The organism is Variovorax beijingensis, assembly GCF_003951285.1.
In the GTDB taxonomy this organism is placed as follows: domain Bacteria; phylum Pseudomonadota; class Gammaproteobacteria; order Burkholderiales; family Burkholderiaceae_C; genus Variovorax; species Variovorax beijingensis.
In genome coordinates this window covers 154,212-178,843 of record NZ_RXFQ01000006.1, presented here as the reverse complement: position 1 = coordinate 178,843, position 24,632 = coordinate 154,212, and the positions used below count along the sequence as shown (strand labels likewise).

Genomic DNA, 24,632 nt, shown 5'->3' with positions numbered 1-24,632 from the left:
ACCTCCGATCCACTCTTCATCGATACAGGAAGACAACCATGGCCAACAAGCAGATCTTCGTGAACCTCGCCGTCAAGAACCTCGACAAGTCCAAGGCGTTCTTTGCCGCGCTGGGCTACGCCTTCAACGAGAAGTTCACCGACGCCAACGCCGCCTGCATGGTGATCCAGGAAGGCAGCATCCACGCCATGCTGCTGGTGGAAGACTTCTTCAAGACCTTCACGAGCAAGAGTCTCACCGACACCAGCAAGAGCACCGAGGTGCTGCTGTGCCTGTCGTGCGAAAGCCGCGCCGAGGTCGACGAAATGGTGGCCAAGGCGGTGGCCGCGGGCGGCACGGTGCCGCGCGAGCCGCAGGACTACGGCTTCATGTACGGCCACGGCTTCCAGGACATCGACGGCCACCTGTGGGAGCTGATGTACATGGACCCGAACGCCGAAATGCCCGCGCAGTGACGTTCCGCCACAGCGGACAAGAGCGATGCCCATCGTTCCATATGCGCTCCTCACTGTTGCGCGGAAGGCCCCTTCCCTGAAGCGGGTGCGCCCCGATATTCCACAAAGCAGCGTCGCCGCGCATTCAGCGGCGGCACACCCAAACGAAAGGAATACCGAGGTGTCCAGCAACAACAGCAGCAGCCATATCGAGGAAGGCCGCAGCCCCGTGCTGCAGGTGAGCCCGCTCGGCTTCCCGTGGCAGACGATCGACCCGTTCCTGTTCTGCGTCTATCACGACGACGCCTATCCGAAGGCCAACGCGCAGATGGGGCCCGAGGCCCCGCTGGCGGGCCGCCAGATCGGCCAGGACTTCAGCCGCAAGGACGGCTGGAGCATGTACCACGGCGACACGGTGCCGGGCTTTCCCTCGCACCCGCACCGCGGCTTCGAGACGGTGACCATCGTGCGCAAGGGGCTGGTCGACCATTCCGATTCGCTGGGCGCCACCGCGCGCTTCGGCGGCGGCGACGTGCAGTGGCTCACGGCCGGCAAGGGCATCGTGCATTCGGAGATGTTTCCGCTGCTCGACGCGAACGCGCCCAATCCGCTGGAGCTGTTCCAGATCTGGCTCAACCTGCCCGCCAGAAGCAAGATGGCCGAGCCGCACTTCACGATGTTCTGGTCGGAAGCCATTCCGCACTTCGCGTCCGACGACGCGGCGGGGGGCCGCACCGAGGTCGCGGTGATCGCGGGCCGGTTCGGCGCCGCTGCCGCGGGCAGCGCGCCGGCGCCGATCCACCCGCTGGCGCCGCCGCCCGATTCATGGGCCGCGCAGGCCGATGCCGACGTGGCGATCTGGACGCTCAAGATGACGCCCGGCGCGCAATGGACGCTGCCGCCCGCTGCGGGCGAAGGCACGCGGCGCATGCTGTACTTCTTCAAGGGCGCGGTGGCGACCATCGCAGGCCGGCGCGTGGAAGGCCCGGCCGCCATCGAGCTGCGCGCCGGCGCGGCCGTCGAGTTGCGCAATGGCGATGAGGAAGCGGGCGAATTCCTGCTGCTGCAGGGACGTCCCATTGCCGAGCCGGTGGTGCAGTACGGCCCGTTCGTGATGAACACGCAGGCCGAGATCAGCCAGACGCTGGCCGACTACCGCCGCACGCAGTTCGGCGGCTGGCCCTGGAGCGATCCGGCGCCGGTGCATGACCGCGATGCGGCGCGCTTTGCGCGGCACCCCGGCGGGCGCGAGGAAAAGCCGGCGGCCTGAACCACGCGGGCCCGCGGCCTCAGAGCGCCTTGAGGATCTCGGTCGCGGGTGCGGTCATGCTGGGCACGAACTCGATCACGTGCGTGCTGGCCACACCGCTCTGCACGAACGGGTCGCGTGCGAGCACCGCATCGAGCGCGGCGCGGTCGCCCGAGCGCGCGAAGATCACGCCGCCCTTGCGCGGCACCTGCCGGCCCGAGGCCAGGAACAGACCGCTCTGGTAGTGCTTTCGCAGCCACGCCATGTGCCCATCCATCAACGCATCGAGCTCTTCAAGCGGACGGATGTAGGTGAGGGTGACGATGAACATGGCAGGGGCGGCAAGTGGATCGGAAGGCTCCGATCGTATGGCCTGAAGCGCGGGCATTCCATGACCAGAAGTAACGGAGTGATCCAGGTTTTACGGCTTTCTGATACGGTCTTTTTTGTTGCCCTCAGCTGCAAAGGAGAGTCGCCCATGCCGCTTCGCTCGCCGGGCCTTTTGCCGCCCAGCTTCGTACCGCCGTACCTGCTGGACCGGCTCGCGCAACATGCCAGTGCGCATGCCAGCGCGAAGGCGGCGCAGACGCTGATGATCGATCGCCAGCACCGCGCCCTGCGCGAGGCGGTGGCCGGGCAGGGCGTGTCGTCGGGCCCCGCGCCCAGCTATGTGCGGCGCGGCTCGCCGGCGCGCGCCATCCACGACGCACAGCACACCATGACCCTGCCGGGCCGGCTGGTGCGCGCCGAAGGGCAGGCCGCCACCGGCGACATCGCCGCCGACGAGGCCTACGACTACCTGGGCGCCACCTACCGCCTGTTCCACGACATCTACGAGCGCGATTCCATCGACGGCGCAGGCCTGCCGCTCACGGGCAGCGTGCACTACGGCAACGACTACGACAACGCCTTCTGGAACGGCAGGCAGATGGTGTTCGGCGACGGCGACGGCGAGGTCATGAACCGCTTCACCATCGCGGTGGACATCATCGGCCACGAGCTCACGCACGGCGTGATCGACCACGAGTCGGGCCTCGTCTACCAGGGGCAGCCGGGCGCGCTCAACGAGTCGATCTGCGACGTGTTCGGCGCGCTGGTCAAGCAGCAGCTGCTCAAGCAGACGGCGCAGCAGGCCGACTGGCTGGTGGGCGCGGGGCTCTTCACCGGCAAGGTGAAGGCGCGCGCGCTGCGCTCGATGGCCGAGCCCGGCACGGCCTACGACGACCCGGTGCTGGGCAAGGACCCGCAGCCCGCCCACATGAAGGACTTTGTCGACACGCGGCAGGACAATGGCGGCGTGCACATCAATTCCGGCATTCCGAACCGCGCCTTCCATCTCGCTGCCACGGCCATCCAGGGCCCGGCATGGGAGACGGCCGGGCGCGTCTGGTACGACACGGTGTGCGACCGGCGGCTGCGCCAGGATGCCGATTTCCTGGCCTTTGCACAGCTCAGCGTGGAAAATGCGGCCAGGCGCTTCGGCGCCGGCAGCGCGGTGCACAAGGCCGTTGGCACCGCATGGGACACCGTGGGAGTCACACCATCATGATTCAGCTTCCGCCCCTGGACCAGGCTTCCGTCGTGCGCGTGACGCGCGAAGGCGGCGTGGCCTACGTGCCGGGCCTGTCGCGCCCGCGCAGCTACCAGCTGGGCAACTGCAGCGAGGAACTGCGCCAGCAGATCGGCGAAGCGCTGCAAAGCGCGGCGCCCCACGCAGGGCCGCGCGGCGGCCCCGGTTCGCCGGGCGGCGACCAGCGCTTCTACCGCGTGGAAGTGGTGGTGGAAAGCGCCACCTCCCATTCGGGTTCTTCGGTCAGCTTCGAGGTGCCCGAGAACGAGGCGCCCGAGTCGCTGGTGCACCTGTGGAAAGACGCGGCCGAGCGCTGAGGCTCCGTCTTCACCACCGAATCAAAGGCCGCCGAGCACCGTCGATGCCACCAGCCACACGTTGGCCGAGCTGATCACGCCGAACAGGCCCCAGGCCAGCAGCTTGACCAGCGCGCCGCTGGCAAAGCCGCCCATCAGCGCGCGGCTGCTCGTGAAGCGGATCAGCGGCCACATCGCGAAGGGCAGCTGAAAACTCAGCACCACCTGGCTCAGCACCAGCATCTTGCCCACGCCGCCATCGCCGAACCACCAGACCCCCAGAAACGCCGGCCCGAGCGCCAGCCCCCGCGTGATCAGGCGGCGCTGCCAGCACGGGATCTTCAGGTCGAGAAAACCTTCCATGATGATCTGGCCCGCAATGGTGCCGGTGAAGGTCGAGCTCTGGCCCGAGGCCAGGAGCGCAATGCCGAACAGCGTGGCCGCCATCGCACTGCCCACGATGGGCTCGATGAGCCGGTAGGCGTCGTCGATCTCGGTCACCTCCACATGGCCGGTGCTGTGGAAGGCGCTGGCCGCCAGCACCATGATGGCTGCGTTGACCAGGAGCGCGAGCGAGAGCGAGAACACCGCGTCGAAGGTGCAGAAGCGCACCGCCTCGCGCCGCGCCGCGTCGCTGTCGGCCACCAGCCGGGTCTGCACGATCGACGAATGCAGGTACAGGTTGTGCGGCATCACGGTGGCGCCGACCACGCCGATCGCAAGGTACAGCGCGCCCGGCTGCTGCAGCCGCTCGAAGCTGGGCGCAAAGCCCATCGCCACGCCGAACCAGTTGGGCTGCGACATCGCAAGCTCCACCACGAAGCAGCCTGCAATGGTGCCCACCAGTCCGAGCACGATCGCTTCGACGCGACGGAAGCCGGCGCCCTGCAGCCCCAGCACGAGCAGCGTGTCGAATGCCGTGATGCCGATGCCGACCGGAATCGACACGCCGAACAGCAGGTGCAATGCGAGCGCGCTGCCCAGCACCTCGGCCAGGTCGCAGGCCACGATGGCCAGCTCCGCGCCCAGCCACAGGAAGCGGTTCACGCGCGGCGAATAGTGCTCGCGGCAGGCGCGCGCCAGGTCTTTCTGCGCCACCAGGCCGAGCCGCACACACAGCGTCTGCAGCAGCATGGCCGCGAGGCTCGCGAGCAGCACCACGAAGAGCAGGCCGTAGCCGAAGCGCGAGCCGGCCTCGATGTCGGTCGCCCAGTTGCCCGGGTCCATGTAGCCCACCGAAACCAGGAGGCCCGGGCCCGCATAGCGCAGCAGCTTCTTGCCGAAGGGCAGGTCCTGCGGGACCGCCACGCTGCCCTTGACTTCGGAGGGACAGAACGGCGCGGTGGCCGTGCGGGGCAGGGGAAAGAACATGCGGGCGATGATAGGGTCGCGCGCGGGACCGCCGGCGGGGCGGCCGGTCTTTTAGATTCGGCGGTCCCCTTCCGCACACATGCAACAACGGAGCTTTTTTCCATGATCCACGTCGTCGCCGTCATCACCGCCAAGCCGGGCCAGCGCGCCAGGCTGCTCGAAGCCTTTGCCGCCAACCGCGCGGCCGTGCTGGCCGAGGAGGGCTGCATCGAGTACGGCGCCACGGTCGACGCAGCAGGCGTGCCGGCATCGAAGGCCAGCTTCGGGCCGGACACCTTCGTGGTGATCGAGAAATGGGAAACGCTGGCCCACCTGCAGGCCCACGCGGTGGCACCGCACATGGCGGCCCACGGGGCGAAGACCAAAGAGTTCGTCGAGAGCAAGCTGATCCACGTGCTCGAACCGGTCTGAAAGATCGGCCTTCGCACGCGGCGCAATGCCTGCTACCCTCGCGCCGGGATCAGGCATCCCGAGGAGGGACACAAGGCATGGCGATCTTCTTCAGACCGCAGGGTGCGCGCTTGCGCGCTTTCACCGCAACGCTCTACGCATCGGCCGCGGTCGTGCTGGCGTCTGGCTGCGCGCAGCTCGCCGCGCCGCCCTATGCGGCCGACTACGAGGCGCTCGACCGCCTCGAAGCCGCGCGCCCCGGCATGGTGGCGGTCGCCAAGGTGCAGCCGACCGACCCGAACGACAAGGTCAACACCCTGAGCCTGCGCCGCGCGAAACTGCTTTCGCCCAGCGGCACCTTCGCGCAATACCTGGAAGACGCGCTGATGCGCGACCTGGGAGAGATATCGGCCTACGACCCCAAGGCCCCGACCCGCATCGCGGCGCGGATACTCGTCAATGAACTCGACCTCGGCGTGATCAACGGCACCGGCCGCATGGACGTGGAGGTGGTCGTGACGCGCGCGTCCGCGCAGAGGCTGCGCAAGACCTACCGCGGCGAGCTTGCCTTCGATTCGAGCTACGCCAACATCGTGGCCGTGCCCGCCGGCCAGGCCGCCTACCCGCGGCTGGTGCGCGCGCTGCTGCGCCAGGTGTATGCCGATCCGCAGTTCATCGCGGCCATTGCGCCCTAGCCACAGCCATCGCCGGAGAAAGCCGCACCATGCCTTTTCTTTTTTCTTCGTGCGCTCGCCTGTTTGCCGCTGCGGTCCTGACGGCCTTGCTGGCAGCCTGCGCCCATCCGATCACGATGATCACGGAAACCGCGCCGCCGCGGTCGCAGGCGCGCCTCCTTCCCAAGAAGGTGGCCTACGTGATGACCGACGCCCAGCGCGACCAGCAGGTGATCACCGCCGGCGGCAGCGGCGACCGCGTGAGCTACTACCCGTACCGCGACCTCGAGAAGTCGATCCGCGACGCGCTGCGCGCGGTCTACCGCGACGTGGTGGTGCTGCGCACCGCCGGCGATGCAAAGGCCAACGAAGCGGCGGGCGTGTCGCTGGTGTTCACGCCGCAGATCAAGACCGATTCGAGTTCGTCCTCGTGGATCACCTGGCCGCCCACGTCGTTCACTGCCGAGGTGAGCTGCGTGGTGAGCGATGCCGCCGGCGCCGAGGTCACGCGGGTGCGCGCGGTCGGCAACGGCACGGCGGAGTTCGGGGAGTTCAACGGCGACTACGGGCTCGCCGCACGGCGCGCCGCGACGCGGTTGACGTCGCAGCTCAGCAGCGAGATCCGCAGGAACGAGAAGCTGCGCTGAAACGCCCAAGTGCCTCGCCCATGAAAAAAACGCGCCCGAGGGCGCGTTTTTTATTGCCGAGGCCGCGAAGCTTTTTACTTCGCCACGACCTTCACCATCTCCAGGCACTTGTTCGAGTAGCCCCATTCGTTGTCGTACCAGCTCACGAGCTTCACGAAGGTGCCGTCGAGCGCAATGCCGGCTTCGGCGTCGAAGATCGAGGTGCGCGGGTCGCCGCGGAAATCGGTGGCCACCACCTTGTCCTCGGTGTAGCCCAGCACGCCCTTGAGCGCGCCTTCGCTCTGCGACTTCATCTCGGCGCAGATTTCCTTGTAGGTGGCTTCCTTCTCGAGCTCCACCGTGAGGTCGACCACCGACACGTCGGAGGTCGGCACGCGGAAGCTCATGCCCGTGAGCTTCTTGTTGAGCTCGGGAATCACCACGCCCACGGCCTTGGCGGCGCCGGTGCTCGAGGGAATGATGTTTTCCAGGATGCCGCGGCCGCCGCGCCAGTCCTTGTTGCTCGGGCCGTCGACGGTCTTCTGCGTGGCGGTGGCGGCGTGCACGGTGGTCATCAGGCCGCGCTTGATGCCCCACTTGTCGTTCAGCACCTTGGCCAGCGGCGCCAGGCAGTTGGTGGTGCAGCTGGCGTTGCTGACGATGGCTTCGCCGGCATACTTCTTGTCGTTCACGCCGTAGACGAACATCGGGGTGTCGTCCTTCGACGGCGCCGACATGATCACCTTCCTGGCGCCCGCGTCGAGGTGCTTCTGGCAGGTTTCCTTGGTGAGGAAGAGGCCGGTCGATTCGAGCACGATGTCGGCGCCGACTTCGTTCCACTTCAGCTGCGCCGGGTCGCGCTCCTGCGTGAGGCGGATCTTCTTGCCGTTGACGATCAGCGTGTTGCCTTCCACCGTGACTTCGCCCTTGAAGCGGCCGTGCACCGAGTCGTACTGGAGCATGTAGGCCAGGTAGTCGGGCTCGAGCAGGTCGTTGATGGCGACGATCTCGATGTCGTTCTTGAAGTTCTGCACCGCTGCGCGCAGCACGTTGCGACCGATGCGACCGAAGCCGTTGATACCGAGTTTGATAGCCATCTGATTTGCTCCTAAGGTTGAAAAACTTGTGGTCGGACAGAAAGGGAGAACGCCTCGCCGGGCTCAGCCGCGCAGGGCGGCTTCGACCGTGGCGGCAACGTTCTCGGCCGTGAAGCCGAAGTGCTTGAACAGCGCCGGTGCCGGTGCCGACTCGCCGTAGCTGTCGATGCCCACGACGGCCGCGCAGCCGTATTTCCACCAGCCGCCGGTGCAGCCCATTTCCACCGCGATGCGCGGCAGCTTCTTGGGCAGCACGGCCTTCTTGTAGGCCACGTCCTGGCGGTCGAAGGTGGTGGTCGAGGGCATCGACACCACGCGCACGGCAATCTTCTTTTCGGCCAGCAGCTTCTGCGCGGCCAGCGCGAGCTGCACTTCGGAACCGGTGGCGATGATGACCGCGGCGGTCTTCTTGCTCTTGAGGCCGACGGCTTCGGGCTCCGACAGCACGTAGGCGCCGCGGCTGATGTCGCCGAGGTCGCCCTTGGGCGCATAGGCGATGTTCTGGCGGCTGAGCAGCAGCGCGGTCGGGCGCGACTGGTTCTGCAACGCCACGGCCCAGGCCACGGCGGTTTCGGCGGTGTCGCCCGGGCGCCAGACGTCCAGGTTCGGAATCAGGCGCAGCGACGCGGCGTGTTCGATCGACTGGTGCGTCGGGCCGTCTTCGCCGAGGCCGATGGAGTCGTGCGTGAACACGTGCACCACGCGGCGCTTCATGAGCGCGGCCATGCGGATGGCATTGCGGCTGTAGTCGCTGAAGGTCAGGAAAGTGCCGCCGTAGGGAATGAAGCCGCCATGCAGCGCAATGCCGTTCATGATGGCCGCCATGCCGAACTCGCGCACGCCGTAGTTGATGTGGCGGCCGACCACGCCGTGGGGCGGTTCGGTGTTGTCGGCGGTGCTCTCGGGTGCGGCTTCGTCTTCGGCACCCTGGTTCGGCTGCTGGACCGGCACATCCATGACCACCGCGCCGGTCTTCGCATCGAAGCGCAGGGCGGCCGTGCTCTTGGTGTTGGTGAGGTTGGAGCCGGTGAGGTCGGCGCTGCCGCCGAGCATTTCGGGCAGCGCGGCGGTGAAGGCCTCGAGCGCGAGCTGGCTGGCCTTGCGGCTGGCCACGGTTTCGCCCTTGGTGTGGGCGGCCACCACGGTGTCGAATGCCACCTGGTGGAAGTTCTTGGGCAACTCGCCCCGCATGCGGCGGGTGAACTCGGCGGCGAGTTCGGGGAAGGCCTTCGCGTAGGCGGCGAACTTGTCGTTCCAGGCGGCTTCGGCCTTGGCGCCTTCAGCCTTGTGGTCCCAGTCGGCGCGGACTTCTTCCGGCACTTCGAAGGCCGCATAAGGCCAGTTCAGCGCAGCGCGGGTGAGCGCGATTTCATCGGCGCCCAGCGGCTCGCCGTGGGCCTTGGCGGTGTTGGCGCGGTTCGGGCTGCCCTTGCCGATCTGCGTCTTGCAGATGATGAGGGTGGGCCTGGACTCTTCCTTCTTGGCCTTGGCGATGGCCTTGGACACGTCCTTGGCGTCGTTGCCGTCGATCGGGCCGATCACGTTCCAGCCGTAGGCCTTGAAGCGTTCTTCGGTGTTGTCGATGAACCAGGGCAAGACCCTGCCATCGATGCTGATGCCGTTGTCGTCGTACAGCGCGATCAGCTTGTTCAGGTGCCAGGCGCCGGCCAGCGCGCAGGCTTCGTGGCTGATGCCTTCCATCATGCAGCCATCGCCCAGGAAGGCGTAGGTGTGATGGTCGACGATGGCGTGGTGCTTGCGGTTGAACTCGGCCGCGAGCAGCTTCTCGGCCAGCGCAAAGCCCACCGCATTGGTGATGCCCTGGCCCAGCGGGCCGGTGGTGGTTTCCACGCCGGGGGTCACGTCGACCTCGGGGTGGCCCGCGGTCTTGCTGTGCAGCTGGCGGAAATTCTTGAGCTCGGGAAGGGGCAGGTCGTAGCCCGTGAGGTGCAGCACCGAATACAGCAGCATCGAGGCGTGGCCGTTCGACAGCACGAAGCGGTCGCGGTCGAACCAGTGCGGGTTCGCGGGGTTGTAGCGCAGGTGTTCGCCCCAGAGTGCGACGGCCATGTCGGCCATGCCCATCGGTGCGCCCGGATGGCCGGAGTTTGCTTGTTGGACGGCATCCATGGCCAGCGCGCGAATCGCGTTGGCCATCAGGGCTTGGTTTGCCATGGGCGGTGGACTTTCGGGGAATGTGGATTGGGGGGAACCCGCGATTTTACCGGCCTCGCTCCAAGCCCCTCCGATACGGCCAGAACACCCCACTGATGCTCTTTGGCGACACCCGGGCTGCTAGAGTTGCCACCCATGCACGGGCTGCACCTCACCGCCGATCTCCACGACTGCCAATGCGCCATGCAATGGCTCACCGACAAGGAGGCGCTCGGCGCCGTCTGCCTCAAGGCGGCGACGGCCGCCGGGCTGCAGCCGGTGGGCAAGCTGGTCCATGGCTTTCCGGCCACGCCGCAAGGGCCGGGCGGGGTCACGGCCACCGTGCTGCTGGCCGAATCGCACCTGTGCATCCACACCTGGCCCGAACAGCGCGGCGCCACGCTCGACGTGTATGTGTGCAACTTCGGCGGCGACCATTCGGCCAAGGCGCATGCGCTGATGGAATGCCTGGTCGCGCTTTTCCAGCCGCGCCACAGCGAACGCAACGAGCTGCTGCGCGGCCGCGTCGCCGCGTGAGCACCCCGACGTCCGCGCGGGCGATGATCCTTGCCGCCGGGCGCGGCGAGCGCATGCGGCCGCTGACCGACACCACGCCCAAGCCGCTGCTCGAAGTGCGCGGCAAGCCGCTGATGCAATGGCCGATGGAGGCACTGGCTGCGGGCGGGTTCACCGAACTGCTGGTCAACACCGCCTGGCTCGGCGAAAAGATCTCCAGCCGCTTCGGCGCCAATCCCTTGCTGGACGGTCACCCTGCGCTATCGATTTCATACTCCGACGAAGGCCGCGACTTCGGCGAAGCGCTGGAAACGGCCGGCGGCATCGTGCGTGCGCTGCCGCAACTGGGCGAGATTTTCTGGGTCGCGGCCGGCGACGTGTTCGCGCCGGATTTCACCTTCACGCAGGCGTCGGTGGACCGTTTCGCGGCCAGCGGCAGGCTGGCGCACCTGTGGCTGGTGCCGAACCCGGCGCACAACCCGAAGGGCGATTTCGGCCTTTCCGCGGGCGGCCTGGCACTCAACTCGGCGGCCGAGAAGTACACCTTCTCGACCATCGGCCTCTACCGGGCCGCACTTTTCGCGCCGCCTTACTGCGGCATCCCGGCCGGCAACCCGGCGGGCGCCAAAGCCCCGCTGGCACCGATCCTGCGCGCCGCGATGGACAATGAACTCGTGAGCGCCGAGCTCTACGCCGGTCCCTGGACCGACGTGGGCACGCCCGAACGGCTTCTTCAACTGAACACGCCAAGATGACCTCAGAAGACAACAGGATCTACGCCGAGCGCCGCGCGCGCCTCGCCTCGCAACTGGGCAAGGACGGCATCGCCATCGTCCCGACCGCGCCCGAGCGCCAGCGCAACCGCGACAGCGACTTCCTGTTCCGGCACGACAGCTACTTCTACTACCTGACCGGCTTCACCGAGCCCAACGCCTGGCTGGTGCTCGCGGGCGACGGCCGCAGCATGCTGTTCTGCGCGCCCAAGGACCTGGAGCGCGAGATCTGGGACGGCTATCGCCTGGGCCCCGACGCGGCCCCTGCGGCGCTTGGCGTGGACGAGGCCTTCTCGGTCGACGAACTCGACGCCCGGCTGCCCAAGCTGCTCGAGAACAAGTCGACCGTGTGGTTTCCGTTCGCGATCCACAAGGGCCTGGAAACCCGCGTCGACGGCTGGCTGCAATCGGTGCGCGCGCGCGTGCGCTACGGCGCGCTGTGCCCCGAGGAGCTGCACGACCTGTGCGGCCCGCTCGACGAAATGCGCCTGGTGAAGGACGCCCACGAGCAGGACATCATGCGGCGCGCCGCGCAGATCAGCGCACGCGCCCACATCCGCGCGATGCAGCTGTCGGCGCGCATGCTGCGCGAAGGCAAGGACGTGCGCGAATACCACCTCGATGCCGAGCTGCTGCACGAGTTCCGCCTGGGCGGCTCGCAGTACCCGGCCTACGGCTCCATCGTGGCGGCAGGCGCCAATGCCTGCGTGCTGCACTACCGCGCCGACGCGGCGCCGGTGCGCAGCGGCGAACTGGTGCTGATCGACGCGGGCTGCGAGCTCGACGGCTACGCGAGCGACATCACCCGCACCTTCCCGGCCAACGGCAGGTTCAGCGGGCCGCAGCGCGCGCTGTACGACCTGGTGCTGGCCAGCCAGGACGCCTCGGCCGCGGCCACCAGGGCCGGCAACCGCTTCAACGATCCGCACGACGCGGCAGTGAAGGTGCTGGCGCAGGGCATGCTCGACCTCGGCCTGCTCGACGCCAACAAGGTCGGCGGCGTCGACGACGTGATCGACTCGCGCGCCTACTTCCAGTTCTACATGCACCGCACCGGCCACTGGCTCGGCATGGACGTGCACGACTGCGGCAGCTACGTCGAGCCCACGCAGGTCGGCGAGGTGAGCGAGCGCAAGGATCCGCTGTCGAACGAGGTCATCAAGAACCGGCCGAGCCGCATCCTGCAACCCGGCATGGTGCTGACGCTGGAGCCCGGCATCTACGTGCGCCCCGCCGAGGGCGTGCCCGAGCAGTTCCACAACATCGGCATCCGCATCGAGGACGACGCAATCGTCACGGCCACGGGCTGCGAACTCATTTCGCGCGGCGTGCCGGTGAAGGCGGACGAGATCGAGGCACTGATGCGAGCTTGACGGCGCGCTGCGACACCGGCGGCGGCGCATGCCGCGCCTGCAGGAAGTCGATGAACACCCTGAGCTTGCGCGGCATCTGCGCGCGGCTCGGGTGGTACAGGTAGAAGCCCGGAAAGGTGGGCCACCAGGGCTCGAGCAGCGGCACCAGGCGGCCGCTTTCCAGATCGCCGCGCACCATGCCTTCGAAGGCCACCATGATGCCCGCGCCGTCGCGCGCGGCGGCCAGCAGCACATCGCCGTCGTTGCTGATCAGCGGCCCGGCCACTTCGACGTCGAGCACGCGGCCGTCCTGCGCGTATTCCCAGCGATAGAGGCCGCCCGTGGTCAGGCGGTAGTTCAGGCACTGGTGCTCGCGCAGGTCCTCGGGCGTCTTCGGCGGCCTGCGCCCCGCCAGGTAGCGCGGCGACGCGAGCGTCACCATGCGCTGCGGCCCACCCACCGGCAGGGCCACCACGTCCTGCGCCAGGCTTTCGCCGAGCCGGATGCCGGCATCGAAGCCGCCTTCTACCAGCTCGATCATGCGGTTGTCGCAGACCAGCTCCAGCGTGATGTCGGGATAGGCCTCGGCAAAGTCCGCGAAGTGCGGGTTCAGCAGCAACTCGGCCGACACGCGCGCGACGTTCAGGCGCAGCAGCCCGGCCGGCTTGTCGCGCGCCTCGTCGAGGCCTTCGATCGCCTGCGCGAGCGCGGCCAGCGCCGGCTGCGCGCCCTTGAGCAATTGCTGGCCCAGCTCGGTCACGCCGACGCGCCGCGTGGTGCGGTCGAGCAGGCGCACGCCCAGCCGCCCCTCGAGCGTGCGCACGGTCTGCGACAGGGCCGAGGGCGATACGCCCAGCTCTTGCGCGGCCCGCGTGAAGCTGGCGTGGTGCGCAACGCGTGCGAAGGCGGCGATCGCGGGGAGCAGTTCGGGGGACATGCGCGAATTATGAGGACGCGCTTGCGCCGGCGGCTCGCGCCGGCACTACCTGGCCTGCAGCAGCGCCCCCACCTCCAGCAGCACCAGTTCGTTGTCGTCCGCCTTGTTGGGCTCCCGGCTGCTGGAGAAAGGCAGGTTGTTGTCGTTGCCCACCACGATGTGCGTGGCATCGACCACGTCGACGTTCTCGATCGTGAAGAACGGGAACTTGAGCACGCCGTCGTTCAGCGGCTTGCGCGCGAGCTTGGCCGGGTCGGCCATGTTCAGCAAGTCGATGTAGCCGATCTTGCGCACCGCGCCGCCCGCATTGGCCTCGCTCAGCTCGATCTTGTAGACGCGCTTGAACTTCGCGATGTCGTGGAAGCAGTCGCTGCGCTTCTGGCCTTCGGGACAGGCCTTGTCGCTGGTGCCTTCGCCGTTGTCGCGCTCGATGATCAAACCGGTGGTCGCATCGATCATGTTGAAGTCGCCGATGGCGTGGCCGTTGGCTTCGAGCGGGTATTTCCAGTGGCGACCCGTCCACTTCTCGGTGGCCACGTCGAACTCCAGCACGCGCAGCGCTTCCTTGCCGTCCAGCTTCTCGTAGTCCTTCGCCTCGGCATTCCACACCGGGCCTTCGAGCAGCGCGTAGAGCTTGCTGCCGTCCTTGGACGCGGCCATGCCTTCGAAGCCCTTGGAGCGTTTGACCTGGAAATCGACCGCGCCGCCCGGTGCGCCCGGCGTGGTGACCGCCGGATGGTCGGGCGAGCGCACGGCCTTGCCGTCGACCTGCGTCTCGAACACCGCGAGCACCTTGCCCTTCCGGTCGGCCTTGATCAGGAAGGGACCGAACTCCTCGCCGATCCACAACGCGCCGCCGGCAAACTGGAAGCTCTCGGGATCGAAGTCGGAGCCGGTCAGGTAGCGCTGCTTGGTGCCTTCATGGACGATGCGGAACGGCACCTTCTTGTCAGGGTCGTGCAGGAAGATGGTGTTCAAGCGGTTGAACCTGCCGCTCTTGAAGTCCACCTTGTAGTGGTTCAGGTAGAGCATGAAGTCGGGCGAGTTGGCCTTGGCGCCGGCGCCGTTGTCGGTGAGGATCCAGAACGAGCCGTCGTCCATCTTCTTGATGCCCGAGTGGCCCTGCAGCGGCTGGCCCTTGAAGGGCACCGAGACACCGGTGCCGCGGCCGGCCGAGAGACCTTCCACGGTGCCCAATGCCTCCACGCGCTTGCCCGAGGTGAACTTGCCGCTGGCCTGCAGGTCGGCGGATGCATCCCTGGGCGCGGCGACGAAGCTTTGCGCGGGCAGCACGGCGTGGCCCGCGAGCGTGGCGGGGTAGGCGGTCTGTGCACAGGCATGTCCGCAGGCGAGCGCGGCGGCCAGCGCGATGGAAGAAGAACAGAAGAAAGAGGCAGTGCGCATCATTGGAAAAGAGGGGTTCCGTGTCGAAACGCGAGACCATGCCGGCCAGGCGTGACGCGGCCATGACATGGGCTGAAGGCACCCCGCGCCTTCAGCCCAGCGCCGCGCCCGCGACGTGCCCGCGCGTGAACGCCTCCTCAAAGATCGAGTAGCCCGACCAGTCGGCGTGGGCGAACGAAAGCCGGCCCGCGACCACGCGGCCATGGTGCGCCACGTCCGGCGACATGCGGTGCGCGCCGATCTGCGCAAGCAGCCCCGGCCGCGGGATCGACATGGCGTGGCCATAGCGCGTGATCTCGATGCGCGTGGCGAGCGAAGGCAGGTCGGGATGCGGCACCGAGAGCTCGGCGAGCAGGTCGTCGCGCCATCCGGTCCAGGGGCGGTCGAGCAGCAGGCGGCGGCCATCGGCGCCGTCGTGGCGGCTCGGGCCGAGCGGACGGTACCAGCTCAGCACGGTGCCGCGCGGCGTGGGGTCGAGCGCCTGATGGCGCGCATCGACGTAGCCGAGGCCGCGCGTGCCGTAGATCACGTTGTCCCAGCTCGGCGCGGCGCCGGGGCGGTCGGCAAGCGGCCCGCGCAGGTGCACGTTGGCCACGAGCCAGGGGGCATAGCGCAGATGCGCGGCGGCGTTCTTCAATACCTCCGGCGCGTTCTCGACCACGCGCGCGGCAATGAACACCGGCAACGCGACGATGCAGCGCTCGGCCTGCCAGCGCACCAGCGATTTGGACGTGGCATCCCACGCATCGACCTCGACGCCGCCGCGAAGCTCGGCGATGCGCGCGACGGCCTGGCCTGTATGCAGCCGGTCGCCCAGGGGCTCGGCCAGCCGCTTCGTGAGCCAGCCGTTGCCCTCTGGCCAGGTGAGCACGCCGTCGCGCTCGGCGTTCGGATCGGCGCCGCTGCCCGATGGCCCCGGCGGGTGAAATCCGTGCCGGCTAGCGAAATAGTGGATGCCGGCCCAGGCCGAGACCTGTTCGATGCCCGCGCCGTAATCGTCGCGGCAGCAGTAGTCGAGGTACCAGCGCAGCTGCGCATCGCCGAAGCCCTCGCCGTCGAGCCAGTTCGCGAAGGGGAGGGCATCGAGCGCGAGCAGCTCGGGCGTGACCGCGGCCCTCTGCGCGGGAATGGCGAAGTGCGCCGCGTGCTGCAATGCATCGATGCGCTGCGCGAACCTGCGGTATTGCGCGTGCGTCTCGGTACCCACGCCGTGCACGGGCAGCAGGCCGTCCTGCCACTCGCCCTGGAAGAACAGCCGCTCCTGCGGGCTGTGGCAAAGGTGGCGCTCGTCGTACTCCCAGCGGCCTGCCACGCGCCGGCGCAGGCCGAGTTCCTCGAGCAGGTCCTGCACTTCGCGCGCATCGTCGCCGGGCGTCGGCAGGTAGTGCGCGCCGAGCGGACAGGCAATGCCGCTCACCATGCCGCCGCGCGCATTGCCGCCCGCCGCGTCCTCGAGTTCGAGCAGCACGAAGTCCTCGATGCCCGCGAGCCGCAGTGCGCGCGCGGCGGCGAGACCTGCGACACCGCCGCCGGCAATCACCACGCGCGTGCGCTTGACGGCTGCCGGAGGCGAACTCTTGAGCGCGCCGTCGCGCAGCGCATGGCCGCGCGCCACATCGATGCCGGTGAAGCCGCCTTCGATGGGCGGCACCTGGGCCTCGCAGCCCGCGAGCGCAAGGGCGCCGGCCACACCGAGGAAATCGCGCCGCTGCATGCCGTCCGCCCCTAGTGCGTCGTGATGACCTTGCCCCACTCCTGCTCGTAGGTGGTGACAAGGGTCTGGTTCGACAGCCGGTTCACTTCGGCCGGCACGCGCGCCATGTCGAGCGGAAAGTCGAACATCAGCGGCAAGGTGGAAGGCGAGAGAAAACGCAGGCCCGAAGGCAGCGCCTCGGGCATCCGGTACGGCCGCCGGCCCGCGATGATGTAGCCCCATTCGCCGAAGCTCGGCACATGCGCATGGTAGGGCGTCGCGCGCAGGCCGACCGATTCGATGGTCGCCGCCACGGTCCAGTAGCTCTTGCGCGCAACCAGCGGCGAGGTGGTCTGGATCACCGCGTAGCCGCTCGCCGAAAGGCGCTTCTCGAGCAGCGCATAGAAGCTGTTGGTGTAGAGCTTGCCGATCGCGAAGTTGGTGGGATCGGGGAAGTCCACCACGATCACATCGAAAAAGTCCCCCGCCTCCTGCAGCCACTGGAACGCATCGGTATTGACGATCTTCACCTTCGGCGACGCAAGCGAGTGCCCGTTGAGCGCCGCCAGCGTTTCGTGCGCCGTGAAGAGCTGGGTCATGTTCGGATCGAGCTCCACCAGCGTGACCGATTCGACCGAGGGATATTTCAGGACCTCGCGCACCGCCATGCCGTCGCCGCCGCCGAGCACCGCGACTTTCTTCGGCGCGCCCTGCGCGGCCATCACCGGGTGGACGAGCGCCTCGTGGTAGCGGTACTCGTCGCGCTCGGCGAACTGCAGGTTGCCGTTCAGGAACAGCCGGTGCCCGAGCTGCCCGCGCGTGACCACGATGCGCTGGTAGGGCGAGGTGGCGCTGAACACGATGCGGTCCTGGTAGAACTTGTCCTCGGCCAGCGTGGTGATGTGGCCGGCCCCGGCGAAGGCGCCCACCAGCGCGGCCAGCGCGAGGAAGCAGGCCAGCGCATGCGCGCCGATGCGGCGCAGCTCATGGCGGAACAGCCACAGCGCCCACACGGCCACGGCGGCATTCATGATGCCGAACAGCAGGCCGGTGCGGATCATGCCGAGCTGCGGCACCAGGATGAGCGGAAAGGCCACCGACACCGCCAGCGCGCCGAGGTAGTCGAAGGTGAGCACCTGCGACACCAGGTTCTTGAGCTGGATGTTGCGCTTGAGGATGCGCATCACCAGCGGGATCTCGAGCCCCACCAGCGTGCCGACCACCACCACGAGCCCGTAGAGCAGCAGGCGGAACGCGCCGGGCACATAGGCGTTCGCGAGGAAAAGAATGGCCGGCAGCGCGCCGCCGACCAGCGCCACGAGCAGTTCGATGCGCAGGAAGTGCGCCGGCAGCTGGCGCTCGAAGAAGCGCGAGAGCCACGAACCCACGCCCATCGCGAACAGGTAGGTGCCGATGATGGTGCTGAACTGCAGCACCGAGTCGCCGAGCAGGTAGGAGCTCAGCGCGGCAGCGGTCAGCTCGTAGACCAGCCCGCAGGCCGCGACCACGAACACGCTGGCGAGCAGCGCGATCTCGACCGGCTGCGGCCCGCGCGCATCGGCGGAATGCGCGGACACGGCCGCCTCCCCGCTCAATGGATCGCTGCGGCGACGATGACGCAGATGCCCAGGCTCATGGCGGCCACCACCAGGCCCAGCGCCACGTTCTGCTTCTCGACGATCTCGCCCCAGAGGTCGTAGGGCGTGACCTTGTCGATGATCAGGAAGCAGAGCCAGAAGATCAGCACGCCAAGCAGCGCATACACGAGCGATCCGAGGACCACGCCCGGTTTCAGCCATTCAAATCCCATGGGGACCTCCAGTCGTAGTTGCAGTAGTGGGTGACATCAGCGCGAAGCTATGTTGCTCTCGTTCATTTGTGGCCGCCGCCGCTCGAATAGCCGCCGTAGGACCCGCCGTAGCTGCGCGACCCGCCGGACGACCCTCCGCTGCAGGTGCTCAGGATGACCAGCAGCACGATGATGACGACCACGATCAGGATGATGGTGCCGCAACCCAGCCCCGATGCGGCGCTGACCGGCAGCGCATCGCCGCGCACGAACATGTCCTTCTTGTCGTCGAGCTTGAAGGCGGCGGACACCAGGCCGCTGTCGAGCTTGCTGCCCGAGGACCAGGTCAGCTCGTTGGCCGAGCGTTCCATCGAGAGCAGCGCGCTGCCGCTCGCGAAATCGCGGTTGAAGGTTTTCTGGCCGCGCTCCACCTGCCAGTAGAACTCGCCTGCCACGTAGGTGGTTTCGGCGTTGTAGGCGTATTGCTGCGCGTAGCGCTTGCCGAGGTAGGTGGCGCTGCTGCCGTTCTCGGCCATCACCGGCGCGCCGGTGGTCGGCTTGACCATGCTCCAGCCGTCCTCGGCATCGACCAGGAAGCTGAAGCCGCGCCTCTTGTTGTACAGCAGGTATTCGTTCCAACCGAAGTGCTCGTCGTCGCCGGGCTCCACGCCCATGCGGTGCTGGAAGCCCACCACCTGCCATTGCGCGCCCTGCAGCTGGCCCATGCTGCCGATGGGGATGAGCGGGCGAACGGGTTCGTTCTGCTCCGCGTGCTTCAGCTCGCCGCCGATGCCCTGCGACAGGTCGATGATGCTGTTGCACGAGCCGCAGGTGATGCTCTTGCTGTCGGCCAGGTTGGCCGTGACGGGTGCGCCGCAGTTCGGGCAGTTGAAGGCGCGGCCTTTTTCGTCCTTGGCGGATTCGTCGCGCAGGCCCGTGAGCTGCAGGTCCTCGAGCTGCACCGAGCGACCCAGGTAGGCGCCGGGCGGCTCGGTGCCGTAGTCGATGCTGAGCACCAGGCCCTTGTCGCTGCGCAGCTCGACCATGGGGAACGGGCGGCCCAGCTCGGGCAGGTGCGGCAGCTCGCCCTGCGCGGAAAGCAGCGCCACCTGCTCGTTCGACGAGACGGTGTAGCTCTGGCCGTTGAACGCGGTGGTGGCCCCCACGCGCAGATCCGTGGGCGGCGGCGCGGCGCGCTGCAGCTCGAAAGGCAGCGCGAAGACATAGGCGCCGTTGTCCTCGCTCAGGATGCCGGTGCGGTCGCCATCGAGCGCGGCGATCCACTCGGTCCAGCGCCCGCCCGGATGGCTGTACTGCAGCCGGCCGACGATGGTGAACGGCTGGTTCTGGATGCGGCCCGCGGCAAACAGCTGCAGCGGACTGAAGTCGTCGAACAGCTCCGCCATCTTGCCGATGCGCGCGAGCGTCTCGCCCTGGCGCACGACGGTGCTCTGGCAGTACGGGCAGACTGCGAAGGCCGACTGCGCGGACCTGAATTCGACCGGTGCGCCGCAACCAGGGCAGGGCGCACGGTAGGCGCGCTGGGCGCCTGCTTGCTCAGCCATTGCCGGTGCTTAGACCAGCTTCTTGAGCAGTTCCGCCTTCTTGGCGTCGAACTCTTCCTGCGTGAGGATGCCCTTGGTCTTGAGCTCGCCGAGCTTCTCGAGCGTGGTCATGACGTCGGCCGGGCTCACCACGGCCACGGCCGGCTGCTGCTGGGTCGCCGCGGCCTGGGCCGCTGCGCTCGGGCTCAGGCCCTGCGCGAGGTTCTGCGCCAGCACCTGGCCCAGCGCGACGCCGGCGCCCAGGCCCATGGCATCGCCCGCGATGCCGCTGCCGCCGCCCGCGCCTTCGGCAAACTTGGGAATGGCCTGCGCGGTCTGGTACTGCATGAACTTGCCCATGTCGTTGCCGACCATGCCCATGCCGATCTTCTGGTCGAGGATCTTCTGCAGCTCTTCGGGCAGCGAGACGTTCTGGACCGTGATGTTCTCAAGCTTGATGCCGATCTTCTCGAACTCGGGCACCAGTTGTGCGGCCAGCGCCTGGGCGAACTGGATCTGGTTGGCGGCAAGGTCCAGAAACGGCACGCCGCTGGAAGCGATGGCGTTGCTGATGTTCTGCAGCACCAGCCCGCGCAGCTGGCCGTCGAGGTCGGCCACGCCGTAGACGTCGCGCGTGCCCGAGATCTCGGTGTGGAACAGCTTGGCATCGCCGATGCGGAAGCTGTAGTTGCCGAAGGCGCGCAGGCGCACGGCGCCGAAGTCCTTGTCGCGGATGGTGATGGGCTGGGGCGTGCCCCACTTCTGGTCGACCTGCTGGCGGGTGCTGAAGAAGTAGACGTCGCTCTTGAACGGGGACTCGAACAGCTTGTCCCAGTTCTTCAGGTACGTGAGCACGGGCAGCGTCTGCGTCGTGAGCTTGTACATGCCCGGGCCGAACACGTCGGCCACCTGGCCTTCGTTGACGAACACCGCCACCTGCGACTCGCGCACGGTGAGCGAGGCGCCGTTCTGGATTTCCATCTCCGCCATCGGAAAGCGCCAGGCCAGCGTGCCATCGCCAGTCTCGGTCCACTGGATGATGTCGATGAACTGTTTCTTGATGAAATCCATCAGGGCCATGGCCGCTCCTCGTCGAGTTTTTTTCCGGACTGCGCATATTGCCACATCGTCTTGACGGGTCTTCGTGCTTTCGGCATGGCCGATCTCCGCCATGCGGCCTATGGCGCCGCGGGCCGAGGTCTACAATCGGCGCCCCCAGAAGAAGCGCCACCAGGAGCAACGGCCCATGTCCGATTCGACGATCTCATCGACCCCCACGCCCGAAGACAAGCGCGCCGAATTGCGGCGCGCCGCCCTCGAGTACCACGAGCTTCCGGTGCCGGGCAAGATTGCCATTGCCGCCACCAAGCAGATGGTCAACCAGCGCGACCTGTCGCTGGCCTACTCGCCCGGCGTGGCCGCGCCCTGCGAGGAAATCGTCAAGGACCCGGCCAACGCCTTCAAGTACACGGCGCGCGGCAACCTGGTGGCGGTGATCACCAACGGCACCGCCGTGCTGGGCCTGGGCGACATCGGCCCGCTGGCCGCCAAGCCGGTGATGGAAGGCAAGGGCGTGCTGTTCAAGAAGTTCGCCGGCGTCGACGTGTTCGACATCGAGATCGACGAGAAGGACCCGGCCAGGCTGGTCGAGGTGATCGCAGCGCTGGAGCCCACCTTCGGCGCCATCAACCTGGAGGACATCAAGGCCCCCGACTGCTTCTACGTCGAGCGCGAACTGCGCAAGCGCATGAAGATCCCCGTGTTCCACGACGACCAGCACGGCACGGCCATCACCGTGGCGGCGGCCATGCTCAATGGCCTCAAGGTGGCGGGCAAGGACATCAGCGAGGTCAAGCTGGTCACCTCGGGTGCGGGCGCCGCGGCGCTGGCCTGCCTGAACCTGCTGCTCAAGGTGGGCCTGAAGCGCGAAAACGTGTTCGTGACCGACCTGGCCGGCGTGGTCTACGAAGGCCGCGTAGAGCTCATGGACGACGACAAGCGCCAGTACATGCAGAAAACCACGGCCCGTACGCTGGCCGAGGTGATCGAGGGCGCCGACGTGTTCCTGGGCCTGTCGGCCGGCGGCGTGCTCAAGCCCGCCATGGTGGCCAGGATGGCGCCGCGCCCGGTGATCTTCGCACTGGCCAATCCGAACCCGGAAATCTCGCCCGAGGACGCCCATGCGGTGCGCCCCGACGTGATCATGGCCACCGGCCGCACCGACTACCCGAACCAGGTCAACAACGTCCTGTGCTTCCCCTACATCTTCCGCGGCGCGCTCGATTCGGGCGCCACCACGATCACCGACGAGATGGAAATTGCCGCGGTGCGTGCCATTGCCGACCTCGCCCAGGCCGAGCAGAGCGAGCGCGTCGCTGCCGCCTACGTCGGCGAAAAGCTCACTTTCGGACCTGAATACCTGATCCCGAAGCCCTTCGATCCGCGTCTCATGATGAAGATCGCCCCGGCGGTGGCCAAGGCCGCCGAGGAAAGCGGCGTGGCTTCGCGTCCGATCAAGGACATGGACGCCTACCGCGACCGCCTGCAGAGCTTCGTCTACGCCTCCGGCACCACGATGAAGCCGATCTTCGACGCCGCCAAGCGCGCGCAGAAGAAGCGCGTGGCGTACTGCGAGGGCGAGGAAGAGCGCGTGCTGCGCGCCGCCCAGATCGTGGTCGACGAGGGCATTGCGCGCCCCACGCTGATCGGCCGCCCGGCCATCATCGCGCAGCGCATCGAGAAGTTCGGCCTGCGGCTGAAGGAAGAGCTCGACTACGACATCGTCAACGTCGAGCAGGACCACCGCTACCGCGACTTCTGGCAGACCTACCACCGCATGACCGAGCGCAAGGGCCAGACGGTGCAGACCGCCAAGATCGAGATGCGCCGCCGCCTGACGCTGATCGGCGCCATGCTGCTGCACAAGGACGAGGTCGACGGCATGATCTGCGGCACCTGGGGCACCACGCTGATCCACCTGCACTACATCGACCAGGTGATCGGCAAGCGCCCCGGCGGCTGCGAAAGCACGCCGCAGGACGTGCCGGTGTACGCCTGCATGAACGGCCTGCTCCTGCCCGACCGCCAGGTGTTCCTGGTCGACACCCACGTCAACTACGACCCCTCGCCCGAGGAACTGGCCGAGATCACGACCATGGCGGCCGAGGAAATGATGCGTTTCGGCCTCAAGCCCAAGGCCGCGCTGCTGTCGCATTCCAACTTCGGCACCAGCAACGAGCCCAGCGCCATCAAGATGCGCAAGACGCTCGACCTGCTGCGCGTTCAGGCGCCCTGGCTCGAAGTGGACGGCGAAATGCACGGCGACGTGGCGCTCGACAGCAAGCAGCGCGCGATCGTCATGCCGCACAGCGCGCTGGCGGGCGACGCCAACCTGCTGGTTTTCCCGAACATCGACGCGGCCAATATTTCCTACAACCTGCTCAAGACCGCGGCCGGCGGCAACATCGCGATCGGCCCGGTGCTGCTCGGCGCCGCCAAACCTGTGCATATTCTCACGGCCAGCGCAACAGTTCGGCGCATCGTGAACATGACAGCCTTGACAGTCGCCGACGCAAACGCAGAGCGATAGGCCATTTGGCGAGAGTGGCCGCCAACTTAAAGCGCCACTCGATCCCCTTGCGACTGCTCAAACTTTGGGCAGTCGCTTGCTATTTTCGCCAGCGTGGTGCACACTCGCGGGCTTGAATTTGCGGGTTAACCCCAGGGTTGGCTGCCAATTCGGAACCCCGCTCTTTTCTTGTGGTGCCCCATGGCGGCTTACGCCTCGATCACGTCCTCTGTCACTAAGTTTGCGCTCACCGGCTTGATGCTGGCGGCGTTGGCGACGGGGGCCGAGGCCCGCGGATGGTTCGGCACCGGAAAGCCCGCCCAGGAATCGATCGCACTGTCCGACTTGCCGGTTCAGGGCCAGCGAACCTACGAAGCCATCCTGAATGGCGGCCCCTTCCGATACGAAAAGGACGGCACGGTATTTGGCAACCGCGAGCGTCTTTTGCCGCCCGCGCGGCGCGGTCACTACCGCGAGTACACGGTGGCAACGCCCGGCTCGCGCGATCGCGGTGCACGGCGCATTGTCTGCGGCGGAGAACAGCGCACCACCCCCGAGGCCTGCTGGTACACGGCAGACCACTACGCGAGTTTCAGACGGATTGCACCATGAGCGATGACAACGACTTGAGCGGCGCCCCGAAGCGCCCCGAAGAAATGATGATGACTATGGAAAGACCAGCGGAGATGACTTTATCCCTTCGTGCCGTACGCCCGAACATCGTGCAATCGATTCGTGCGTTCCGCGTGAACGACTTGCAGGAAGCCGCCAACGCCGCGGGCCAGCATTTCCTGTACGCCAACCTGGGGAACGCCCAGACCAAGCAGGACGTCCTGGACCTGATCGCCCAGCAGTTCACCTTTCCGGCGCATTTCGGCAAGAATTTCGACGCGCTGTACGACTGCATGACCGACCCGTTGCATAAATCGGGCCCGCAGCCCGGCTTTGTCATCGTGCTCGAGCAGATCCCGGCCAACGCCAAGTTCGACAAGGAAGCGCGCGAGCAGCTGCTCGACATCTTCCGCGATGCCTCCGACTACTGGGGAGACCGGAAAGTCCCGTTCCGCTGCTTCTATTCTTTTCTGTAGCCCGTTCTGCACACACCAGCCAAGCAGAACGGGCGAACGAGGCTCAGCCGAACGGCGCAGCACTCGATGGCATCGAAATCAACGGCAACACCGCCAATGCGGCAGCC

Annotated in this window: 24 protein-coding genes; 13 read left to right on the top strand and 11 right to left on the bottom strand. The window is 67.4% G+C overall.

Annotated features, from left to right (window positions below; genetic code table 11):
* The first annotated feature begins 38 nt into the window (after positions 1-38).
* Positions 39-455: a VOC family protein gene (locus EJO66_RS12250; RefSeq protein ID WP_124959200.1), complete on the top strand. Its 417-nt coding sequence runs from the start codon at positions 39-41 to the stop codon at positions 453-455.
* 76 nt (positions 456-531) lie between these two features.
* The gene (locus EJO66_RS12245) at positions 532-1,704 is read left to right on the top strand and encodes a pirin family protein (RefSeq protein WP_124959255.1); all 1,173 of its coding nucleotides are present in this window, start codon (positions 532-534) and stop codon (positions 1,702-1,704) included.
* A 19-nt stretch (positions 1,705-1,723) separates the two neighbouring features.
* Here EJO66_RS12245 and EJO66_RS12240 read toward each other — a convergent pair whose 3' ends face one another.
* A complete protein-coding gene (locus EJO66_RS12240; protein ID WP_021013135.1) occupies positions 1,724-2,014 on the bottom strand; it encodes a YciI family protein in 291 nt (96 codons plus the stop codon).
* 147 nt (positions 2,015-2,161) lie between these two features.
* Here EJO66_RS12240 and EJO66_RS12235 point away from each other — a divergent pair, with 147 nt between their 5' ends.
* Together EJO66_RS12235 and EJO66_RS12230 are read left to right on the top strand one after the other, a co-directional pair.
* The gene (locus EJO66_RS12235) at positions 2,162-3,232 is read left to right on the top strand and encodes a M4 family metallopeptidase (RefSeq protein ID WP_124959201.1); all 1,071 of its coding nucleotides are present in this window, start codon (positions 2,162-2,164) and stop codon (positions 3,230-3,232) included.
* The gene (locus EJO66_RS12230) at positions 3,229-3,570 is read left to right on the top strand and encodes a protealysin inhibitor emfourin (protein ID WP_124959202.1); all 342 of its coding nucleotides are present in this window, start codon (positions 3,229-3,231) and stop codon (positions 3,568-3,570) included. The genes EJO66_RS12235 and EJO66_RS12230 overlap by 4 nt, the downstream gene beginning before the upstream one ends.
* 21 nt (positions 3,571-3,591) lie before the next feature.
* On the opposite strand, the gene EJO66_RS12225 is transcribed toward EJO66_RS12230, so the two are convergent.
* A complete protein-coding gene (locus EJO66_RS12225; protein ID WP_124959203.1) occupies positions 3,592-4,920 on the bottom strand; it encodes an Nramp family divalent metal transporter in 1,329 nt (442 codons plus the stop codon).
* Between the two features lie 102 nt (positions 4,921-5,022).
* On the opposite strand from EJO66_RS12225, the gene EJO66_RS12220 reads away from it, so the two are divergent.
* From EJO66_RS12220 to EJO66_RS12210, 3 genes are all read left to right on the top strand, one after another.
* Complete coding sequence (locus tag EJO66_RS12220; protein ID WP_124959204.1) at positions 5,023-5,331, top strand: putative quinol monooxygenase; 309 nt, start codon at positions 5,023-5,025, stop codon at positions 5,329-5,331.
* A 77-nt stretch (positions 5,332-5,408) separates the two neighbouring features.
* Positions 5,409-6,005, top strand: a complete 597-nt coding sequence (locus EJO66_RS12215) for a hypothetical protein (protein ID WP_124959205.1) — start codon at positions 5,409-5,411, stop codon at positions 6,003-6,005.
* Between the two features lie 29 nt (positions 6,006-6,034).
* Positions 6,035-6,631, top strand: coding sequence for a hypothetical protein (locus EJO66_RS12210; protein ID WP_124959206.1), 597 nt, complete (start codon positions 6,035-6,037; stop codon positions 6,629-6,631).
* Between the two features lie 74 nt (positions 6,632-6,705).
* Here EJO66_RS12210 and gap read toward each other — a convergent pair whose 3' ends face one another.
* Both gap and EJO66_RS12200 read right to left on the bottom strand, forming a co-directional pair.
* Entirely contained in the window at positions 6,706-7,707 is a 1,002-nt protein-coding gene (gene gap / locus EJO66_RS12205; RefSeq protein ID WP_124959207.1) for a type I glyceraldehyde-3-phosphate dehydrogenase, read from the bottom strand.
* A gap of 63 nt (positions 7,708-7,770) precedes the next feature.
* Positions 7,771-9,882, bottom strand: a complete 2,112-nt coding sequence (locus EJO66_RS12200) for a transketolase family protein (RefSeq protein WP_124959208.1) — start codon at positions 9,880-9,882, stop codon at positions 7,771-7,773.
* A gap of 135 nt (positions 9,883-10,017) precedes the next feature.
* Between EJO66_RS12200 and speD the strand changes: the two genes are divergently transcribed.
* From speD to EJO66_RS12185, 3 genes are read left to right on the top strand one after another with little or no spacing between them, the layout of a single operon-like run.
* Entirely contained in the window at positions 10,018-10,398 is a 381-nt protein-coding gene (speD, locus tag EJO66_RS12195; protein WP_124959209.1) for an adenosylmethionine decarboxylase, read from the top strand.
* A gap of 23 nt (positions 10,399-10,421) precedes the next feature.
* Positions 10,422-11,132: a nucleotidyltransferase family protein gene (locus EJO66_RS12190; RefSeq protein WP_124959256.1), complete on the top strand. Its 711-nt coding sequence runs from the start codon at positions 10,422-10,424 to the stop codon at positions 11,130-11,132.
* A complete protein-coding gene (locus EJO66_RS12185; RefSeq protein WP_124959210.1) occupies positions 11,129-12,523 on the top strand; it encodes an aminopeptidase P N-terminal domain-containing protein in 1,395 nt (464 codons plus the stop codon). The genes EJO66_RS12190 and EJO66_RS12185 overlap by 4 nt, the downstream gene beginning before the upstream one ends.
* Here EJO66_RS12185 and EJO66_RS12180 read toward each other — a convergent pair.
* From EJO66_RS12180 to EJO66_RS12150, 7 genes are all read right to left on the bottom strand, one after another.
* Complete coding sequence (locus EJO66_RS12180) at positions 12,465-13,439, bottom strand: LysR family transcriptional regulator (protein WP_124959211.1); 975 nt, start codon at positions 13,437-13,439, stop codon at positions 12,465-12,467. The two genes, EJO66_RS12185 and EJO66_RS12180, sit on opposite strands and share 59 nt — an antisense overlap.
* A gap of 45 nt (positions 13,440-13,484) precedes the next feature.
* The gene (locus EJO66_RS12175) at positions 13,485-14,846 is read right to left on the bottom strand and encodes an esterase-like activity of phytase family protein (RefSeq protein ID WP_124959212.1); all 1,362 of its coding nucleotides are present in this window, start codon (positions 14,844-14,846) and stop codon (positions 13,485-13,487) included.
* An 88-nt stretch (positions 14,847-14,934) separates the two neighbouring features.
* Complete coding sequence (locus EJO66_RS12170; RefSeq protein ID WP_124959213.1) at positions 14,935-16,557, bottom strand: FAD-dependent oxidoreductase; 1,623 nt, start codon at positions 16,555-16,557, stop codon at positions 14,935-14,937.
* A gap of 11 nt (positions 16,558-16,568) precedes the next feature.
* Positions 16,569-18,113: a polyamine aminopropyltransferase gene (locus EJO66_RS12165; RefSeq protein WP_124959214.1), complete on the bottom strand. Its 1,545-nt coding sequence runs from the start codon at positions 18,111-18,113 to the stop codon at positions 16,569-16,571.
* Between the two features lie 14 nt (positions 18,114-18,127).
* A complete protein-coding gene (locus tag EJO66_RS12160; RefSeq protein WP_124959215.1) occupies positions 18,128-18,346 on the bottom strand; it encodes a DUF350 domain-containing protein in 219 nt (72 codons plus the stop codon).
* Positions 18,347-18,408: 62 nt separating this feature from the next.
* Entirely contained in the window at positions 18,409-19,890 is a 1,482-nt protein-coding gene (locus EJO66_RS12155) for a DUF4178 domain-containing protein (protein WP_125965350.1), read from the bottom strand.
* A 9-nt stretch (positions 19,891-19,899) separates the two neighbouring features.
* Positions 19,900-20,949: an SPFH domain-containing protein gene (locus EJO66_RS12150; RefSeq protein ID WP_124959217.1), complete on the bottom strand. Its 1,050-nt coding sequence runs from the start codon at positions 20,947-20,949 to the stop codon at positions 19,900-19,902.
* 166 nt (positions 20,950-21,115) lie between these two features.
* Between EJO66_RS12150 and EJO66_RS12145 the strand changes: the two genes are divergently transcribed.
* From EJO66_RS12145 to EJO66_RS12135, 3 genes are all read left to right on the top strand, one after another.
* Positions 21,116-23,458 carry an NADP-dependent malic enzyme gene (locus EJO66_RS12145; RefSeq protein WP_124959218.1) on the top strand — a complete coding sequence of 781 codons (2,343 nt, stop codon included), beginning with the start codon at positions 21,116-21,118 and terminating at the stop codon, positions 23,456-23,458.
* Between the two features lie 180 nt (positions 23,459-23,638).
* Positions 23,639-24,049 carry a guanyl-specific ribonuclease gene (locus tag EJO66_RS12140; RefSeq protein ID WP_124959219.1) on the top strand — a complete coding sequence of 137 codons (411 nt, stop codon included), beginning with the start codon at positions 23,639-23,641 and terminating at the stop codon, positions 24,047-24,049.
* Between the two features lie 50 nt (positions 24,050-24,099).
* Positions 24,100-24,525 (top strand): barstar family protein, encoded by a 426-nt coding sequence (locus tag EJO66_RS12135; RefSeq protein WP_086012221.1) that lies wholly within the window; start codon positions 24,100-24,102, stop codon positions 24,523-24,525.
* Positions 24,526-24,632: the final 107 nt, after the last annotated feature.

Excerpts from the sequence above, each read along its gene's own strand:
- EJO66_RS12250 (WP_124959200.1), top strand. The coding sequence starts at position 39 with ATGGCCAACAAGCAGATCTTCGTGAACCTCGCCGTCAAGAACCTCGAC.
- EJO66_RS12240 (WP_021013135.1), bottom strand. The coding sequence starts at position 2,014 with ATGTTCATCGTCACCCTCACCTACATCCGTCCGCTTGAAGAGCTCGAT.
- EJO66_RS12235 (WP_124959201.1), top strand. The coding sequence starts at position 2,162 with ATGCCGCTTCGCTCGCCGGGCCTTTTGCCGCCCAGCTTCGTACCGCCG.
- EJO66_RS12230 (WP_124959202.1), top strand. The coding sequence starts at position 3,229 with ATGATTCAGCTTCCGCCCCTGGACCAGGCTTCCGTCGTGCGCGTGACG.
- EJO66_RS12225 (WP_124959203.1), bottom strand. The coding sequence starts at position 4,920 with ATGTTCTTTCCCCTGCCCCGCACGGCCACCGCGCCGTTCTGTCCCTCC.
- EJO66_RS12220 (WP_124959204.1), top strand. The coding sequence starts at position 5,023 with ATGATCCACGTCGTCGCCGTCATCACCGCCAAGCCGGGCCAGCGCGCC.
- EJO66_RS12215 (WP_124959205.1), top strand. The coding sequence starts at position 5,409 with ATGGCGATCTTCTTCAGACCGCAGGGTGCGCGCTTGCGCGCTTTCACC.
- EJO66_RS12210 (WP_124959206.1), top strand. The coding sequence starts at position 6,035 with ATGCCTTTTCTTTTTTCTTCGTGCGCTCGCCTGTTTGCCGCTGCGGTC.
- gap (WP_124959207.1), bottom strand. The coding sequence starts at position 7,707 with ATGGCTATCAAACTCGGTATCAACGGCTTCGGTCGCATCGGTCGCAAC.
- EJO66_RS12200 (WP_124959208.1), bottom strand. The coding sequence starts at position 9,882 with ATGGCAAACCAAGCCCTGATGGCCAACGCGATTCGCGCGCTGGCCATG.
- speD (WP_124959209.1), top strand. The coding sequence starts at position 10,018 with ATGCACGGGCTGCACCTCACCGCCGATCTCCACGACTGCCAATGCGCC.
- EJO66_RS12190 (WP_124959256.1), top strand. The coding sequence starts at position 10,422 with ATGATCCTTGCCGCCGGGCGCGGCGAGCGCATGCGGCCGCTGACCGAC.
- EJO66_RS12185 (WP_124959210.1), top strand. The coding sequence starts at position 11,129 with ATGACCTCAGAAGACAACAGGATCTACGCCGAGCGCCGCGCGCGCCTC.
- EJO66_RS12180 (WP_124959211.1), bottom strand. The coding sequence starts at position 13,439 with ATGTCCCCCGAACTGCTCCCCGCGATCGCCGCCTTCGCACGCGTTGCG.
- EJO66_RS12175 (WP_124959212.1), bottom strand. The coding sequence starts at position 14,846 with ATGATGCGCACTGCCTCTTTCTTCTGTTCTTCTTCCATCGCGCTGGCC.
- EJO66_RS12170 (WP_124959213.1), bottom strand. The coding sequence starts at position 16,557 with ATGCAGCGGCGCGATTTCCTCGGTGTGGCCGGCGCCCTTGCGCTCGCG.
- EJO66_RS12160 (WP_124959215.1), bottom strand. The coding sequence starts at position 18,346 with ATGGGATTTGAATGGCTGAAACCGGGCGTGGTCCTCGGATCGCTCGTG.
- EJO66_RS12155 (WP_125965350.1), bottom strand. The coding sequence starts at position 19,890 with ATGGCTGAGCAAGCAGGCGCCCAGCGCGCCTACCGTGCGCCCTGCCCT.
- EJO66_RS12150 (WP_124959217.1), bottom strand. The coding sequence starts at position 20,949 with ATGGCCCTGATGGATTTCATCAAGAAACAGTTCATCGACATCATCCAG.
- EJO66_RS12145 (WP_124959218.1), top strand. The coding sequence starts at position 21,116 with ATGTCCGATTCGACGATCTCATCGACCCCCACGCCCGAAGACAAGCGC.
- EJO66_RS12140 (WP_124959219.1), top strand. The coding sequence starts at position 23,639 with ATGGCGGCTTACGCCTCGATCACGTCCTCTGTCACTAAGTTTGCGCTC.
- EJO66_RS12135 (WP_086012221.1), top strand. The coding sequence starts at position 24,100 with ATGACTATGGAAAGACCAGCGGAGATGACTTTATCCCTTCGTGCCGTA.